Here is a 16,269-nt window from a genome sequence, read left to right as displayed (position 1 = left end):
TGAAGGGCTCCTTCATCCACACCAGGTGGAGGAAGGAGCCCTTCATCCACCTCACCGGACGGCGAGCAGCGGAAACGAACGTCTGGCCGATCGGTGCAGGGAGCCGAACATGACCTTCCTCTCTCGGGCAGACAACGTTGTCAGAACACGAGCGGGACCGAGATCGTGACACGCCGAACTTCGCAGGGGTAGCGCGTGGACCTCTGTCAGCAGGCGGGGAAGAGCGCCCTCGTGCCGCCGGTGGCGGTGTGGTCGGTGAAGCGGCAGCCGAACTTCGGGTCGTCGGTGCGGCGGACGTCGTCACCGGCCGGCCGCCTGCCCCGGTCCACCCAGGACGTCAGGTCGCGCCACGCGTCGCCGACCTCGGCGGGGGAGAACTCGCAGTGGGCGACCGTGCGGATCGCCCGCTGCACCACCAGATCCGCGCGGCCGAACCGGGCCGCGTCGGCGCGGTAGTCCTGTTCCATCGAGAACGGCACGAACAGGTCGCCGACCCCGTGCAACGTCACGACCGGCGCGCTCGGCAGGCCCAGCACGGCGGGGATCTGGGTGAGCGCGGGGGTGTAGCGGGCGACGGGGTTCGCGACCCGGACGCGTTGCACCGCCCGGTCGACGTTCACCGGCGAGTTCGGCCGGTAGCGGGTGGTGACGTTCGTGGCGATCTGCAGCGGGTTCTCGGCCAGGCTGTCGCTCGCGGGTGCGGTGACGAGGTTGAACAGGAAGTTCTGCCAGTACGCGTACGCCGCCGCGCTGCCCGGCCGGGCGCCACCGGACAGGGTGGTGACGATGGCGCGGAACTGGTCGTCGTGCCCGGCCAGCGCCTGCTGGATGCGGGGCACCACGGCGGTCAGGTAGTCCGCCGGCGGCGGGTAGGCGTGGACACCGGTCAACGCCTGCGCGACGAGGTGGTAGCTCAGGAAGTAGTCGAACAGCTCGTGGTCGCCGAGCGCGCCGCACATCGGCAGGGCACCCGCGTAGAACCCCGGGTACTGCTCCAGCGACCGGGCGATCACGTGGCCGCCCATGGACACACCGGCCAGGAAGACCTTCTCGGGCCGCTGCACTTTCCGGCCGAACAACGCCGCGAGCTCGCGAGTGGTGGTGACGCCTGCCTTCACGTCATAACCGTTGTCGTAGTAGGAAGACGCGGCCCACGCGTAACCCTCGTCGAGCCAGCGCTGCCGAAGCCCGAACGGCGGGGTGTCGACCGTCAGCACCTTGCCCGTGCCGCGATAGCCGTGGGCCCACAGCGCCAACCGGCCGTTCCAGTTCGGTGGGACCTCCACGACGTAGCCCGCGTGGCTGTGCACGCCCTGGATGACCCTCGTCGGCTTGCCGCCGACCACCGCCGGGACGAGTGGCGGGTTGCTGATCGTGTAGCCCGGCAGCGGTGACTCGTCGTCGGTGGCGGTGGCAGGGTGCGCGGCCGCGATGACCAAAGCGAACGACAACGCGACACTGAGCAGTCGTCTCATATCCGGGACGGTACTGGTGGTGCGGCCGTGAGGGCATGAGGCCGTTCGGGCGTACGGGCTTTCTCGGATTTTCGGATCGGTCGCCGCCTGTCGCCCTGCGCGCACAATGGTGCCCCGGACGCGTTCGCCGCGGTGTCCCTGCCCCCGTTTCCTGTTCTAGGAGAAGGCAAATGCGGCTCAAACTGCTGAGTGTGATCGTCGGCGCCACCCTGCTCGCCGGCCTCGGTACCGTCCCGCAGTCCCAGGCGAGCGACGTGCAGCCGGACATCATCGGAGGCGGCACCGTGCCGGAGGGCGCTGCTCCCTGGGGCGCGCAGGTCAGCGTCGACGGCGGGTTCTGCTCGGGTTCGGTGATCGGCCCGCTGTGGGTGCTCACCGCCGCCCACTGCGGCCGCGGTGGCAGCGTGCGGGTCGGCAGCCAGCGGCTCGGCCAGGGCCGCGGCATCCGGGTCGTGTCCGACTACACCAACGGTGACGTGGCGCTGAAGAAGCTGGCCTCGTCCGCCGGTCTCGGCGCCTACCTGCCCTACGCCGCCACACCCCCGCCGGTCGGCGCCACCGTGCAGATCTACGGCTGGGGAGGCATCTCCGCGCCGGGTGGCCCGCTCGCGCAGTCGATCAAGACCGCGAACCTGCGCGTGGTCGCGGCCGGCGGCACGATCAACGGCGCCCCGATCAACGGCCAGGCCTACTTCGGCGACTCCGGCGGCCCGATGACGTACAACGGCCAGGAGATCGGCACCTGCACCGGACCGGTCGGCGGTGGCGGCGACCCGTCGCGGCTGACCGTGGCGTACCAGAACATCCCGCAGCGGGCCGCGTGGATCCAGCAGACCACCGGCATCCGCCCCGGCGGCCAGTAGTCACCTGACAAAAGCGCCGCGCACAGCTGTGCGCGGCGCTTCCGGTGCGGTCAACCGATGTTGAGCCGCCACTGCTCCTGCGCCGAGCCGGGCACGCACTCCCACAGCTGCAGCGGGACCCAGTCGTCCGAGGTGCCGAACGGCACGTCGATGCACCGGTTGCCGGAACGCTGGACGATGTTGTGGTAGCCGTTGCCGAGGTCGACGAGCTGCCACTGCTGGGTGAAGCTGCCGTTGCAGTTGAACTGCTGCGTGCGCGCGCCGTTGTGGTTCCAGCCGTACTCGGTGTCGATGCACCGGTGGCTGTTCTGGTTCTGGATCTCGTAGTAGCCGTCGCGGTTCTGGATGAACAGGAACTTCGCCGCGGGCGTGTGGTCGCAGTGGTACTGCTGGATCCAGGCGCCGTTGTCGTCCGAGCCGTGCGCGACGTTGGCGCACTTGCCGCTGTTGCGGTTGATCATCTCGGCGTAGAACGCGCCCGGTGCGGCGAAGGCCGGTGCGATGGTCGCGGCGAGCGCGGCGATCGTGAGGCCGGCGACGGCGGCGCCGCGGGCGAGTCTGGTGAGCATGCGTGGCACTCCCAACTGCTGTGGATGTTTCCCCCGACTGGGACGCCGCTGACGTTAGGCAGCGGATCCGGTGCCACATAAGGGAACTACCGGCCAATGGCCGGTACCGGACAGTCAGCCGGGGAACGGCCGGCCATCACCTCGCACGAGCACACCGGTCTCGCTGACAGCGGCCAGGGACAGCGTCTTGTAGCCGACGTCGTCGAACAGCACCATCAGCCGGTCGGCCTCCTGGTGCACGATCGTGCCGCGGCCCCACTGCTCGTGGCGCACCACGGAGTTCGACGAGTGACCACCACCTGTGGTCGACCCGCCCTCGTCGCAGATGTCGCAGTTCCCGCACGGCTCGTCGAGCTCCTGGCCGAAGTAGCCGAGCAGGAACCGGCGGCGGCAGTCCCGGGCCTCGGCGTACCGGTGCATCACCTCGACCCGCGAACGGTCGCGCCGGGCCTGTCGTTCCGCCTCCTCGGCGACCGCGGAAACGGCTTTCGCCGACGGGGGAGCGCCTTCCCGGTACCACACGCGGTCGTGGTCGGTGCGCACGACCTCCGCGCCCTCCAACAGGTTCACCACGCCGGTGACCTTGCGGCGGGAGCGGTCCAGCCGCCGCGCCAGATCGGTGATCGCGAGCCCGGCCCGCCGGCGCCGCACCGCCGCGGCGACCTCGCGCACGCACTCGCGGTCGAGTCTGCGGGTGGCCAGGAACTGTTGCAGCCCTTGGTCTTCCGGGCGGTGGAACAGAACCACCTCGGCAGGTTCCCCGTCCCGGCCCGCCCGGCCGATCTCCTGGTAGTACGCGTCCAGCGAGCCCGGTGTGGCGGCGTGCGCGACGAACCGCACGTCCGGCTTGTCGATGCCCATGCCGAACGCGGAGGTGGCCACGACGACGCCGACCTCGTCGCGCGTGAAGCCGTCCTGGACCCGTCTTCGGTCGTCGGCCTTCATACCGGCGTGGAACGCGGCCGCGGCCACGCCCCGTGCGGTCAGGTCGGCGGCGTACCGTTCGGCGTCCTTGCGCGTCGGCACGTACAGCAGGCCAGGTCCAGCCCGCTCGGCCACCCAGTCGGCGACCGTCCGCCTGCGCTCGTCGGCGTCGGTGCAGAACCGCGCGCTCAGATGCAGGTTGGGCCGGTCGAACCCGGCGACGATCACGGTGGCGTCGCGCAGACCGAGGTGCTCGACGACGTCGGCCCGAACCGGACCGCTCGCGGTGGCGGTCAGCGCGAGCACCGGCGGATGACCCAGTCGTTCGATCACGTGCCGCAACCGCAGGTAGTCGGGCCGGAAGTCGTGTCCCCACGCGGAGACGCAGTGTGCCTCGTCCACGACGAACAACGACGGCCGCGCCTGGTGCAGCCGGTGCAGCGTGTCGGCGTTCGCGAGCTGCTCGGGTGCGAGGAAGAGGTACTCGGTGCGGTCCTCGGTGAAGTCCCGCCAGATCCGTTCGTTGGCCTGCGCGGGCTGGGCCGAGTTGATCGCGGCGGCCGGCGGCGCGGTGGTGGCACGCAGCGAGGTGACCTGGTCGCGTTGCAGGGCGATCAACGGCGACACGACCACGGTGGGCCCGTCGAGCAGGATCGCCGGAACCTGGTAGATGGCGGACTTCCCGGCACCGGTCGGCATGACGACCAGCACGTCCCGGCCGTCGAGCAGGTGCCGCATGCCGAGCAGCTGCTCGTGGCGCAGCTCGGTCCAGCCGAAGACCTCCTCCGCCGTTCTCAGCAGCTCGTCGTCATCCCGCATGGCGCAGGTCGTAACGCTGGGCGGCCCACGCGGCGAGGCGCGGGCGCAGGGCGAGGTAGACGTCGGGGTCGAGACCCATGCCGGTGTGGGTGCTGTGCACCTCGACGCACTCGGCGGACGGGTCGAGGCACAGCCGCCACGGCACGATGCCGTCCGACTTGGAATAGATCGACAACGCGGGCAGCTCGGCCGGCAGCGGCGCCGTGCCCGCCCTGACGTTGTCCTCGTAGCAGCTGCCGCTCAGGCAGTCGGTGTTCATCAGCCCGGGCACACCGAGCCCGGACAGCCTGGCCAGCGCCCGCGCGGCGAGCAGCACCTGCGGATGGGCGCCCAGCGGGTCGAGCACCGGGCTGCCCAGCATCACCAGCCCGCACACCAGGTCCGGCCGGCGCGCGGCGGCCAGCCGGGCGAGCCCGCCGCCCCGGCTCTGCCCCAGCAGCACCACCGGGCCACCGGTGGCCTCCGCGTGCTCCTCCAACCGCCGTTCGATCCGGTCCACCAGCTCGGACGTGCACCCCACGTTGAACCCGACGCCCGCCCCCGTCGGCACGTAGCCGCGGTCGCGCAACCAGGTGGTGGCGAAGGTGAGGCTGAAGTCGTTCGCCCCGAAGCCGGGCGCCAGCACCACACCGAGACCGGCGCCTTCGTGGGGGTTCGCGTCCCGCCACACCGCGTGACGCAGCAGGCGCGGGATGGTGAGGGCGGCGACGGCGACGTGTTCGCGGGCCAGCAGTTGCAGGTTCATGGTCGGGAGTTAGCCCGGCGGGGCCAGGGCAAACCCGGTGCAGAATCACGTTTGTGCCGCCTCAGTAGAGGTAGACGTCGACGACCAGGGCCGCGATCCCGGCGAGCAGGGCGGCGACGGCGACCCGCCTGCCCGAGTCGCCGCCCTGCGGGCCGAGCCCGAGCAGCAGTGCGGCGGTGGCGACGGCGAACACACCGCTGCCGGTGTCCTGCCAGCTGACGGGGAACGCCGCGATCGGCGCGTCGGTGAAGAAACCGGGTGCGTGCACGGTGTTGAGGATCGCGTTCCAGGCAGCCGGTCCGAGCCCGGCGGCGAGACCGGCGGTCACCACGACGCCGACACGGCGTGGCGGTACGAGCAGTGCGACGAGGACGGCGGCCAGGACCGCGGACAGCGCGGCGCCGTAGGCGACGGTGGACCAGTCGAGCATCTGGGCACTCCTTCTGCCGGGCGGTGCAACCACGGTTGCATCCTGCCAGCCGCGCGGTGATGGTGCCGTGATGGTGCTCGATGAAGGGCGCCTTCTTACACCTGAGGTGGATGAAGGAACCCTTCATCCACGTCGGACGCGGTGCAGCAGCCCGCTGCCGGACCGGCAGTTTCGTCGCAGCGGGACGGATGCCGTATCCCGGCCGCCGCGACGATCTCCTTCTACAGCGTGGAAACGGACTTCGCCGCACCTCAGCCGCAGTTCCAGGTGCTGGGCCCGTTCGAGGTGCGCGTGCGCGACGAGGTGCTCGACGTGGGCGGCCCGCGGATCCGGACGCTGCTGGCGTTGCTGACGGCGAACGCGGGCCGGGTGACGAGCGTCGACACGATGGTGGAGGCGTTGTGGGGCCCGCAAGCCCCACCCGACGCGCATCGCACCGTGCGCAGCTACGTCTCGCGGCTGCGTCGCGCGCTCGCGTTCGACCGGCTGATCGTCACGCATCCAGCGGGCTATGTGCTGAGACTGGAGCCGCACGTCGTGGATGCTCGCCGGTTCGAACGGCTCGTGGAGGCGGGACGGGACGCGCTGTCCGCCGGGCAGCCCGCGAACGCCGCGGAGCAGCTGTCGCTGGCGTTGACGCTGTGGCGGGGTGACGCGTACGGCGAGTTCACCGCGACGCCGGTGTTGCGCACCGAGGCCGCCCGGCTGGAGAGCCTGCGGCTGGCCGCCGTCGAAGATCGCGTCGACGCCGACCTGGCGACCGGCGCGGGCGGGGTGCTCGTCGAGGAGCTGACCGCCCTCACCGAGCAGCACCCCGGCCGGGAACGCCTGTGGGGCCAGCTGATGACCGCGTTGTACCGGGCGGGCAGGCAGGCCGAGGCCCTCGACGTCTACCTGCGCGCCCGGACCGCGCTGGTCGAACGGTTCGGGCTCGACCCCTCACCGCGGCTGTCGGAGATCCATCAGCAGGTGCTGGACAACGACTCCCGGTTGTTCGGCGTGCCGGCCGCGGCACCCGGCGAGCCGGCCCGTGACGACCTCCCCGGCGACATCGCGGACTTCGCCGGGCGCGACGCCGAGCTCACCCTGCTGGCGGACGCGCGGGCCACGGGACGGCCTGCCGTGGTGATCGAGGCGATCGACGGCATGGCCGGGGTCGGCAAGACGACCCTGGCCGTCCACGCGGCGCACCGGTTCGCCCAGGACTACCACGACCGGTTGTTCATCGACCTGCACGGCCACGCGTCGAACCAGCCGCCCGTCTCACCGATGACGGCGCTGGACACGCTGCTGCGGGCGCTGGGCGTGCCACCGGAGCGGATTCCGCAGGACCCGGACGCGCGGGCGGCGCTGTGGCGGGCCGAACTGGCCACGCGTTCGGTGCTCGTGGTGCTGGACAACGCCGCCGACGCCGCACAGGTGCGCCCGCTGCTGCCCGGCACGTCGCGCAGCCTGACGCTGATCACGAGCCGTCGCCGCCTGGTCGACCTGGACGCCACCCAGGTCGTGTCGCTGGACGTGCTGCCGGTGCGGGACGCGGTCGCCCTGTTCACCAGTGTCGCGGGCGGTGATCGCGACACGTGCGCCGTGCACGAGGTCGTCGCGTTGTGCGGGCACCTGCCGCTGGCGATCCGCATCGCCGCCGCCCGGCTGCGCGCCCGCCCCGCGTGGACCGTGCGGTACCTGGAGAACCGGTTGCGCCAGGCGCACTTCCCGCTCGCCGAGCTCGAAGCGGGCGACCGCAGCGTGGCCGCCGCGTTCGCGTTGTCCTACGAGCACCTCGACGCGCCGCAGCAACGGGTGTTCCGGCTGCTCGGCCTCCACCCCGGCCCGGACTTCGACGCCTGCGCCACCGCGGCGCTGGCGGCCGTCGGCCTCGCCGAGGCCGAACGGTTGCTGGAGAGCCTCGTCGACGACCACCTGCTGCAGGAACCCGCGCCCGGCCGCTACCGCTTCCACGACCTGGTCCGTCAGCACGCCCACGCCGTCGCGCTGACGGACGAGCCGGAAGCGTTGCGGCACAAGGCACTGCGCCGCGTGGTCGACTACTACCTGCGGACCGCGCACAACGGCAGCAGGCTGCTCGACCAGCAACACCCGCCGATCACCCTCGACGCGGCCGACTGCGTCCCGCACCCGCTGGCCGACAGCACCGCGGCGATGACGTGGTTCGACGCCAACCACCGCTGCGTGCTGGCCGCCCGGACCGCGGCGCGGGAAGCGGGCTGGGACACGGCGGTGTGGCAGCTCGCCTGGTCGTTGGACAACTACCACTACCGCCGGGGGCACCTGCACGACAACATCGCTTCCTGGCAGGCGGGTCTGGCCGCCGCGCAACGGCTGGGCGACCTCGCCGTGCAGGCCCGCGCGCACCGGCGGCTCGGCCTGGTGTACGCGCCGCTGGGCCGCGACGAGGAGGCGTTGCTCCACCTGCGGCAGTCGCTGGCGCTGTCCGCGCGGATCGGCGACACGCTCGGCGAGGCGGGCGCGCACCTCGTGCTGGGGATGGCGTTGAACTGGCAGAAGGACGACCAGGCCGCGCTCGCGCACCTCACCGAGGCGAGGAACCTGTACCGGCACCTCGGCAACACGCAGTGGGAGGTCCGCGTCCTGAGCCTGATGGGCGCCTCCTACACCCGGCTCGGCCACCACGACCGCGCCCGCCGCTTCTGCGAGTCCGCCCTGGCGTTGTGCGTGCGGCACAACGACGTCTACGGCCAAGCCGACAGCCTGGACAGCCTCGGCGCGATCGCGGGCAACACCGGCGACCACCGCCAGGCGCTGCACCACCGCGGGCGCGCCTTGGCGTTGTGGCGCGACCTCGACAACACCTACCGGCAGGCGGGCACGCTCGCCGCGCTCGGTGACACGCACCGCGACCTCGGTGACCACGAGCGCGCCCAGGAGTGCTGGCAGGAGGCGATCGACCGCTACCGCGGGCAGAACCTCCACCACGCGGCCGACCGCATCGCGCAACGGTCCGGGTGAGGTCAGGACCTGTCCGCGCTCGGTTCGTCCTGCTCGGCCTCGGCCAGTCGCCGCAGCGCGTTCTCCAGGCGCTGCCTGCGGTTGCGCTCGGCCCGTCCCGCGATCCACAGGCACAGCACGCCGAGCGGCAGTTCCACGAACAACGCCTGGGCCCAGGCGAGCGGCCGGTCGCGGCGCGGGCTCGACATCGTGTCGAACCAGGCGTCGACGAACAGCAGCGCACCGGTGACCGCGGCCGGCAGTTGCACGTGGTCGCGGCGCCGCATGGCGAGCCAGCCGGTGACCACCAGCATCGCCGCCAGCGCGATGTCGAACACCACCCACGACAGCGTGTACTGCCGCAGCGAGGTGGTCAGGAACGCGCCACAGCGCGCCTTGGTGTCCGGACAACGGGTGGGCGCGCTCAGGAAGTCGTTGAACAGCACGCCCGCCCAGACGACCGTGATCGCGCCCGCGGCCAGGTAGAACGGGCCGGCCCAGCGCGGCAGCGCACCCGCGTGCTTCTTCTTCCCGAACACGACCGCCAGCCTAACCAAGATCGGCGGTGGTGCCCGGCGGGCAACTGCGCGATCGGCTCTACCAGGCCCCGGCCGCACCTGCTGAACTGGTCGGATCACTGGCTGACGACCCGAATCGAGATGCAATGGACAAGGCATCCGTCGCCCGGTTCCTGCTGCTGGCCCTGCTGTGGGGGAGCAGCTTCACCTTCATCAAGGTGTCCCTCGAAGGACTGGCGCCGGGGCAGCTCGTGCTCGGCAGACTCGTCCTGGGCGCGGCGGTGCTGCTCACGATCGTGGCCGTCCGCAAGGTCGCGCTGCCGCGGTCCGCGCAGGTCTGGGGCCACATCGGCGCCGCCGGCCTGTTCGGCAATGTGATCCCGTTCCTGCTGCTGTCATACGGGGAGAAGACGACCGGCGCCGGCATCGCGGGCGTCCTGATCGGCGCGAGCCCGCTGTTGACACTGGCGCTCGCCACGGCCGTCCTGCCGACCGAACGGGCGACGGTGCGCAAGGCGGTCGGTCTGGGGATCGGCTTCGCCGGCGTGGTGCTGCTGATCGGCCCGTGGCACGAGTCGCTCGGTTCGCTGGGCGGCCGGCTCGCCTGCTTCGGCGCGGCCGTCAGCTACGCGATCGGGTTCGTGTACGTGCGGAAGTTCCTCTCGCCGCTCGGCCTGGCCCCGCTGTCGCTGGCCGCGTCGCAGCTCGTCTCGGCGGCGGTGCTGCAGGCGGCGGTGACCCCGTTCCTCGACTGGCGCGTGCCCGCCCTGACCGGCCCGGTGACGTTCAGCGTCGTGGTCCTCGGGCTGGTCAGCACCGGTCTGGCCTACGTGCTGTACTTCCGCCTGATCGGTGACGTCGGTGCCACCACCGCGTCGGCGGTCAACTACGTGGTGCCCGTGTTCGCGGTGCTGATCAGCGTGCTGTTCCTCGGCGAGCCGGTGACGTGGAACCTCCTGGCCGGCGGCCTGGTGGTGCTTCTCGGCGTGGCCTGGGCGGAGAACCGGCTGGGGCAGCTGCGCAGGAACGACCCGGTGGACGCGGGCCGGCACTGACGCGGAGGCGGGCGCCCGGTCCGGACGCCCGCCTCCGCACAGGTCACGGCTACTTCAGCCCCACCGTGACGTAGAAGGTCTGGCCGTCCTCGAGCCTCACGCCGATCCGGTAGAGGTACCCGGCGGCCAGCCCCTTGGTCTGCCAGTTGTAGATGTACTGCTGCGCCGTGGCGTCCCAGCGGAACGTGCCGTCGGTCGTCGGCGCGTCGGAGGAGACCGTCTCGTTGACCGCGGAGGTCAGGAGACCGCCGCGCACCGGCACGACCCACTGCGGCAGGGTCCGCGACGCCACCGGGGCTCCGGCCGCGTCACGCAGCCCGAACTTGACCGGCACCGTGCTGCCCGCCTTGAACACGCTCGTCGGGCCGGTGGCGTTGATCGGCTGCAGGAACCCGCTGAAGTCGTACAGCTGGACCTGGTACCTGCCGGACCGCGTGCTGGTGTTGCCCGCCTTGTCCTTCGCGGTGGCGGTGAACGACCACGCGCCCGGATCCGCGAGCGCCGCGACCACGACGACACAACTGTCCACACCGGACACGGCGTCCTTGGCGGTGCAGGCGGGAGCCGGTGCGGCGAAGCGGTAGACCGCGCCGTCGGCCACGCTGACCGACTCGATGACCGGAGCCTCCGCGTCGATGTTGATGCCGCCGACGGTGACGCTCTGGCTGTTGCCCGCCCGGTCGGTGACCGTGCCGGTGACGGACTGGTTCGCGCCGTTGGCGCTCACCACGACGTCGTCGGGGCAGGCGGTCGCCGGGATGCCGGATCCCGTGTCCGCACAGGTGAAGTGCACCTTCACGGGCGCGGTGAACCACGGCTTGGCGCCGCCGGCGATCTCACCGGTGATGGTCGGCTTGGTCTTGTCGAGCTTGATCGTCACCGCGTCGGTGCCGACGTTGCCCGCCAGGTCCTTCGCCGAACCGGTGATGGTCTGGCCGTTGGTGTCGGTGGTGATCAGGACGTCGGGCGTGACGGATCCGTTGTCCAGACCGGAACCGGCGTCGTCGTCCTTGGCGCTGAAGTGCACGGTCACGTCGCTGTTGTTCCAGTCGTCGGCGTTGGGTGCCGGCGAGGTGGTGTGGGTGACCGCCGGGGCGATGTTGTCCCACTTCAGCGAGTCCGACTTCGCGGTTTCGGCGTTGCCCGCCTTGTCCACGGCCCAGTACGTGACGGTGCCCGCGCCGCTGCCGTCGAGCGGGACCGAGATGCTCTTGCTCGCGCCCGCGGCGATCTGCTCGGCGCCGCCGTCGATCTTGTAGTGCAGCTCCTGCACACCGGACAGCGCGTCCGTCGCGGTCAGCACGACGGTCGCCGTCGAGCCGATGCACCAGCCGTTGGACTTGGTGCACTGGTTGTCACTGGTGGTGCTCGGCGCGGTGCCGTCGATGTTGATGCCGCTGACGGTCTTGCCCTTGGTGACGTTGCCCGCCTGGTCGGTCGCGTCACCACTCGTGACGGACTGGCCGGCGCCGTCGGTCTTCAGCACCGCGCTGCCGGGGCAGGTCGCGGCACCGGAGCCGTCGGTGCCGTCGGCGAGCTTGGGGTCGGCGCAGGCGAAGTCGACGACGACCTCGTCGCGGTACCAGCCGGCGGCGTTCGGCGAGGTGATCGGACCGCCGCTGATGACCGGACCGGTGCGGTCGATCGTCACCCCGGTCGCGGAGGCGGGCGCGCTCTCGTTGCCCGCGTTGTCCTTCACCGTCACGGCGCCGGACGCGAGGTTGCGGCCCTCGCCGGTGATGACGCTGTCCGCCGGCAGGGTCGATTCGTCCACACCGGACAGTCCGTCGATCGCGGTCCAGTGCACGGTGACGTCCGAGTTGTGCCAGCCGGTCGTCGGGGATCCGGAGAGCACGGGCGCGGTCCGGTCGATGTTGATGTCACCGACCGTCGTGGACGTGCTCTTGCCGACGCCGTCGACGGCGGTGCCGGTCACGCTCTGGCCCGAGCCCTCCGCGGTGACCACGGCGGGGTCGCTGCAGCTCGCGGTGCCGGACTGGCTGTCGGCGCAGGCGAAGGAGACGACGACGTCGGTGTTGTTCCAGCCGTGGCCGTTGGCGGGCGTGCGGCTGCCGGCGATGGTCGGAGCCTCGGTGTCGATCCACAGCGCCAGCGCGTTGCCGTCGGCGCTCTCCTGGTTGCCCACCTGGTCGGTGCTCCAGTACGTGAGCACGTGCTTGCCGCTCGCGGTGAAGGTGAACGGGCCCGTGTACTGCTGGTCCGCGCCGTTGTCGACGCGGTAGCGCGTCTGGCCGACGCCGGAGAGACCGTCCACCGCGGACAGTTTGACCTCGGCGCCGTCGGCGTACCAACCGCTGCCGAACGGCTGTGCGACGCTCGCGGTCGTGTTCGGCGCGGCGCGGTCGATCCGGATGCCGGACACGGTCGTCGTCGTGGTGTTGCCGGCCTTGTCGGTGCACGTGGCGGACACGGACAGGTTGTCGCCCTCACCGGTGACGGTGCTCGGCGACGGTGAGCCGGCCACGCCGGAACCGCCGTCGGTGCAGGTCCAGGTGACGGTGACGTCGTCACGGCTCCAGCCGGTCGCGCTCGGGGTTCCGGTGAGCACCGGCGCGGTCTTGTCGACGTTGACGCCGGTGGCGCTCGCGGTGGTGCTGTTGCCCGCCGCGTCGGTCGCGGTGCCGGTCGCGGTCTGGTTCGCGCCTTCGCCCAGCGTCGGCGTCCCGGTGCAGGTGGCCACACCGGACAGCGCGTCCGCACACTCGTACGACACGGTGACGTCCTGGTTGTACCAGCCGTTCTGCGCGGTGCCGTGGACGGTCGGCGTGATGGTCGGTGCGGTGGTGTCGACGCTGACCGTGGCCGGGTCGGACGCCGTGTTGCCCGCGTTGTCGGTCGCGGTACCGGTGACGGCCTGGTTCGCGCCCTCCGTGCTGACCGTCCTGTTCGGACCGCAGCTCGCCACGCCGGACCCACCGCTGTCGCCGCAGGTGAACGTGACGGTGACGGCGCCGTTGTTCCAGCCGTTCGCGTTCGCCGCGGGGGACTGGGTGTGGGTGATCGTCGGCGGGGTCTTGTCGATCTTGACGGTGACGGTTTTCGCGGCCTCCGTGTTGCCCGCGTTGTCCGTGCTCCAGTAGTCGACCGCGTACGTTCCCTCGGCCTTCAGGGTCAGCAGGCCGCCGGTCTGGACCGCACCACCGTTGATCTTGTAGTGCGTCTCGCGCACACCGGACAGCGCGTCGCTCGCGGAGAACGCGACGGTGACGTCGGTGTTGTTCCACGCCGTCTGCGGCGCGGTCGCACTGGTGACCGGCGCCGTCCGGTCGATGTCGATGTGCGCGACGCTCACCGCGCCGATGTTGCCCGCGAAGTCCTTGCCCTCGCCGCGGGCCGTCTGGTCGGCTCCCTCGCCGTTGACCACGGCGTCGGAGGCGCACTCGGCCACCTGGGACAGCGAGTCGGCGCAGGTGAAGACGGCGGTGACCTTCTGGTTGGTCCACGTGCCCGGCACGTACGGGGTGCCGTTGGGCAGCTTCGTGGTCGCGGTGACGGAGGGCGCCGTCTTGTCGATGTTGATGCCGCCGACGGTCGTGCTCTGCGCGTTGTCCGCGTTGTCGGTGGCGGTTGCGCCGACCGACTTGTTCGTGCCCTCGCTCGTGACCGTCGTGGCACCGGGACAGCTCTTGATCTGCGACAACGCGTCGGAACAGGTGAAGCTGACAATGACGTCGGTGTTGTTCCAGCCGGAGGCGTTCGCGGCGGGCGACCGGGTGCCGTTGATCGACGGCTTGACGGTGTCCCGCTTGACCACGACGGACGAGTCCGGTCCGGTGTTGCCGAGCGCGTCGGTCGCGTGGCCCGTGACCGTCTGGCCTCCGGTGTCGGCCGAGATCGTCGTCGGTGGGGTCGTCGTGCCGCCACCGACCCCGGTGCCGTCACTGGCGACCCAGGACGCGGTGACGTCGGTGTTGTTCCACCCGGAGGCGTTCGGGGCGGGGTTGATCGACGCCGTGACCGCGGGACCGGTGTTGTCCAGCACGTACGAGGCGGTCGCGGTGGCGGTCCTCGTGGTGCAGCTGCCCTGGGGGTTGGTGTTCTCACCGATGGTGACCGCCTTGGCCTGCACACCGTCCGCGCCGTTCGGGGTCGTGAGCGAGAACGTCCAGGTGGAGGCGCCGGCGGTGGAAGTCTGCTTGGGCAGTCCGGCGACCTCGACGCACTTCGCCGTGTTGGCGGTGTGCACCACCAGGCTGATCTGTTTGCCGGACTTCGCGTAGAACACCCCGTTCGCCGCGATGCCGTCACCGCTGAAGGTGATCGCGGGATCGCTGAACGTGGTGGCCGACGCGGCGGGTGCGCCGAGCACCAGCAGCGAACCGACGACTACCGCTGTGAATCCTCTACGGGGTCTCTCCGACATGTTCGTCACCGGTCCGAGGTACGGGTGCAGATACGGTCCTCGTGTCGGAAGGCGGACACGCACCGTTACCCCGGACAGCTCAACCGGCGGAATTGAGGACCTTGGTCCTGTCTCGGCCGGGACCTCCGCACCAGACCTCTAAGCCTGCTGTTCGACGGTGAGCACGGTCAGCACGAGAGCGGCCAACCACGTCACGGCGCCGGCGACGCCCAGGGTGTGCAGCCCCGAGGTGAAGGCGGCGCCGTTCGACGGCGTGCCGGCGACGGCTCCGTAGCCCGCGACCGCCAGCGCACCGGCGGCCTGGCGTGCGGTGTTGTTGACCCCGCTGGCCAGTCCCGCCCGTTCCGAGGGCACCGAGCGGACGGCCGCGGCCACGACGGCGGCGGTGAGCAGGCCCATGCCGGCACCCAGGCCGAGCAGGACCGGCAGCAGCCGGAGGTAGCTCGACTCCGGGCGCAGGCCGAGGAACGCGAGCGACCCCGCCGCGCCGACCAGCAGACCGGCGATCATCGGCGGCCGCGGGCCGAAGCGGCCGGTGAGGCGGCCGGTGACCGGGGCGAGTGCGGCCAGCGGCACGAACAGCGGCAGCAGCATCGCGCCCGCCGCGAACGCCGCGCGGTGCTGCACGGTCTGCAGGTACAGGGTCGTGACGAAGATCGTGCCGATGCCGACGAGGTTCATCGCGGCGGCGACGAGGTTGGCGCCCGCGAACGCCCGGCGGCGCAACAAGCTCAGCGGCAGCACGGGATCCGGGGCCCGGCGCTCCCACCACAGGAAACCGGCCAGCGCCGGCAACGCCACCGCCGCGGCGCTCCAGGCGGAGGCGGTGATCACGGCGTAGACGGTCGCGGCCAGGGTGAGGGCGGCGAGCACGACACCGGGCGTGTCGAGCCGCCGGGTGGTGGCACCGCTGCCCTCCCGCACGAGCCGGACGGTGGCCGGCACGGCCACGGCGATGACCGGCAGGTTCACCAGGAACACCGCGCGCCACCCGAGCAGCGACACCAGCGCGCCGCCGAGCAGCGGTCCGGCCGGCAGCGACAGCGCGGAGACGCCGGCCCACACCCCGACGGCACGGGCCTGCTCGGCGCGATCGGGAAACGCGCGGGTGATCACGGCCAGCGTGCCGGGCAGCAGCAGCGCCGCGCCGAGTCCCTGCAGCGCGCGTCCCGCCACCAGCACGCCGATGCCGGGTGCGGCACCGCAGATCAGCGACGCCACGCCGAAGATGCCGAGCCCGCCCAGCACGACCCGCTTGTGACCGAAGACGTCGCCCAGCGTGCCGCCCGCCAGCAGCAGGCTCGCCAGCACCACCGCGTACCCGTCGACGACCCACTGCTGGCCCTGGACGCCGGTGTGCAGTCTCAACGCGATCTCGGGCAGCGCGACGTTGACGATGGTGACGTCGAGCTGCACGAGGAACATGCCGACGCACATGACGGTCAACAGCAGCTGGCGTGCGGGTGCACGGGTTGTCTCGACCATGGGAGTCCTCTCTGCGCCCGACCGTGGTTACCCGG

General features: G+C 71.5%; 11 protein-coding genes. 3 read left to right on the top strand and 8 right to left on the bottom strand.

The window, feature by feature from the left end; all coding sequences use genetic code 11:
- Positions 1–206 precede the first annotated feature (206 nt).
- Positions 207–1,475, bottom strand: a complete 1,269-nt coding sequence (locus ABZV40_RS41305) for a hypothetical protein (protein ID WP_355454827.1) — start codon at positions 1,473–1,475, stop codon at positions 207–209.
- Between the two features lie 170 nt (positions 1,476–1,645).
- Here ABZV40_RS41305 and ABZV40_RS41300 point away from each other — a divergent pair, with 170 nt between their 5' ends.
- The gene (locus ABZV40_RS41300) at positions 1,646–2,338 is read left to right on the top strand and encodes a trypsin-like serine protease (RefSeq protein ID WP_355454825.1); all 693 of its coding nucleotides are present in this window, start codon (positions 1,646–1,648) and stop codon (positions 2,336–2,338) included.
- Positions 2,339–2,388: 50 nt separating this feature from the next.
- Here ABZV40_RS41300 and ABZV40_RS41295 read toward each other — a convergent pair whose 3' ends face one another.
- From ABZV40_RS41295 to ABZV40_RS41280, 4 genes are all read right to left on the bottom strand, one after another.
- The gene (locus tag ABZV40_RS41295; protein ID WP_355454823.1) at positions 2,389–2,907 is read right to left on the bottom strand and encodes an RICIN domain-containing protein; all 519 of its coding nucleotides are present in this window, start codon (positions 2,905–2,907) and stop codon (positions 2,389–2,391) included.
- A gap of 114 nt (positions 2,908–3,021) precedes the next feature.
- Positions 3,022–4,650, bottom strand: coding sequence for a RecQ family ATP-dependent DNA helicase (locus ABZV40_RS41290; RefSeq protein ID WP_355454821.1), 1,629 nt, complete (start codon positions 4,648–4,650; stop codon positions 3,022–3,024).
- On the bottom strand, positions 4,640–5,395 hold the full coding sequence (locus ABZV40_RS41285; RefSeq protein ID WP_355454819.1) for an alpha/beta hydrolase: 756 nt from the start codon (positions 5,393–5,395) through the stop codon (positions 4,640–4,642). Before ABZV40_RS41285 ends, ABZV40_RS41290 begins: the two co-directional genes overlap by 11 nt.
- Before the next feature lie 61 nt (positions 5,396–5,456).
- Complete coding sequence (locus ABZV40_RS41280) at positions 5,457–5,825, bottom strand: hypothetical protein (protein WP_355454817.1); 369 nt, start codon at positions 5,823–5,825, stop codon at positions 5,457–5,459.
- Positions 5,826–6,053: 228 nt separating this feature from the next.
- On the opposite strand from ABZV40_RS41280, the gene ABZV40_RS41275 reads away from it, so the two are divergent.
- The gene (locus ABZV40_RS41275; RefSeq protein WP_355454815.1) at positions 6,054–8,813 is read left to right on the top strand and encodes a BTAD domain-containing putative transcriptional regulator; all 2,760 of its coding nucleotides are present in this window, start codon (positions 6,054–6,056) and stop codon (positions 8,811–8,813) included.
- A 2-nt stretch (positions 8,814–8,815) separates the two neighbouring features.
- Here the strand turns inward: ABZV40_RS41275 and ABZV40_RS41270 are convergent, their stop codons facing one another.
- On the bottom strand, positions 8,816–9,331 hold the full coding sequence (locus ABZV40_RS41270; RefSeq protein WP_355454813.1) for a hypothetical protein: 516 nt from the start codon (positions 9,329–9,331) through the stop codon (positions 8,816–8,818).
- 125 nt (positions 9,332–9,456) lie between these two features.
- Between ABZV40_RS41270 and ABZV40_RS41265 the strand changes: the two genes are divergently transcribed.
- Positions 9,457–10,365, top strand: a complete 909-nt coding sequence (locus tag ABZV40_RS41265; protein ID WP_355454811.1) for a DMT family transporter — start codon at positions 9,457–9,459, stop codon at positions 10,363–10,365.
- Between the two features lie 49 nt (positions 10,366–10,414).
- Here ABZV40_RS41265 and ABZV40_RS41260 read toward each other — a convergent pair whose 3' ends face one another.
- On the bottom strand, positions 10,415–14,695 hold the full coding sequence (locus ABZV40_RS41260; RefSeq protein ID WP_355454809.1) for a PxKF domain-containing protein: 4,281 nt from the start codon (positions 14,693–14,695) through the stop codon (positions 10,415–10,417).
- A 192-nt stretch (positions 14,696–14,887) separates the two neighbouring features.
- Positions 14,888–16,234: an MFS transporter gene (locus tag ABZV40_RS41255; RefSeq protein WP_355454807.1), complete on the bottom strand. Its 1,347-nt coding sequence runs from the start codon at positions 16,232–16,234 to the stop codon at positions 14,888–14,890.
- Between the last annotated feature and the right edge of the window lie 35 nt (positions 16,235–16,269).

It is taken from the genome of Lentzea sp. NPDC004782 (assembly GCF_040609115.1).
Lineage (GTDB): Bacteria > Actinomycetota > Actinomycetes > Mycobacteriales > Pseudonocardiaceae > Lentzea.
Note: the sequence above shows the minus strand (reverse complement) of the source record. Positions and strands in the feature narration are given on the sequence as shown.

Excerpts from the sequence above, each read along its gene's own strand:
- ABZV40_RS41305 (WP_355454827.1), bottom strand. The coding sequence starts at position 1,475 with ATGAGACGACTGCTCAGTGTCGCGTTGTCGTTCGCTTTGGTCATCGCG.
- ABZV40_RS41300 (WP_355454825.1), top strand. The coding sequence starts at position 1,646 with ATGCGGCTCAAACTGCTGAGTGTGATCGTCGGCGCCACCCTGCTCGCC.
- ABZV40_RS41295 (WP_355454823.1), bottom strand. The coding sequence starts at position 2,907 with ATGCTCACCAGACTCGCCCGCGGCGCCGCCGTCGCCGGCCTCACGATC.
- ABZV40_RS41290 (WP_355454821.1), bottom strand. The coding sequence starts at position 4,650 with ATGCGGGATGACGACGAGCTGCTGAGAACGGCGGAGGAGGTCTTCGGC.
- ABZV40_RS41285 (WP_355454819.1), bottom strand. The coding sequence starts at position 5,395 with ATGAACCTGCAACTGCTGGCCCGCGAACACGTCGCCGTCGCCGCCCTC.
- ABZV40_RS41280 (WP_355454817.1), bottom strand. The coding sequence starts at position 5,825 with ATGCTCGACTGGTCCACCGTCGCCTACGGCGCCGCGCTGTCCGCGGTC.
- ABZV40_RS41265 (WP_355454811.1), top strand. The coding sequence starts at position 9,457 with ATGGACAAGGCATCCGTCGCCCGGTTCCTGCTGCTGGCCCTGCTGTGG.
- ABZV40_RS41255 (WP_355454807.1), bottom strand. The coding sequence starts at position 16,234 with ATGGTCGAGACAACCCGTGCACCCGCACGCCAGCTGCTGTTGACCGTC.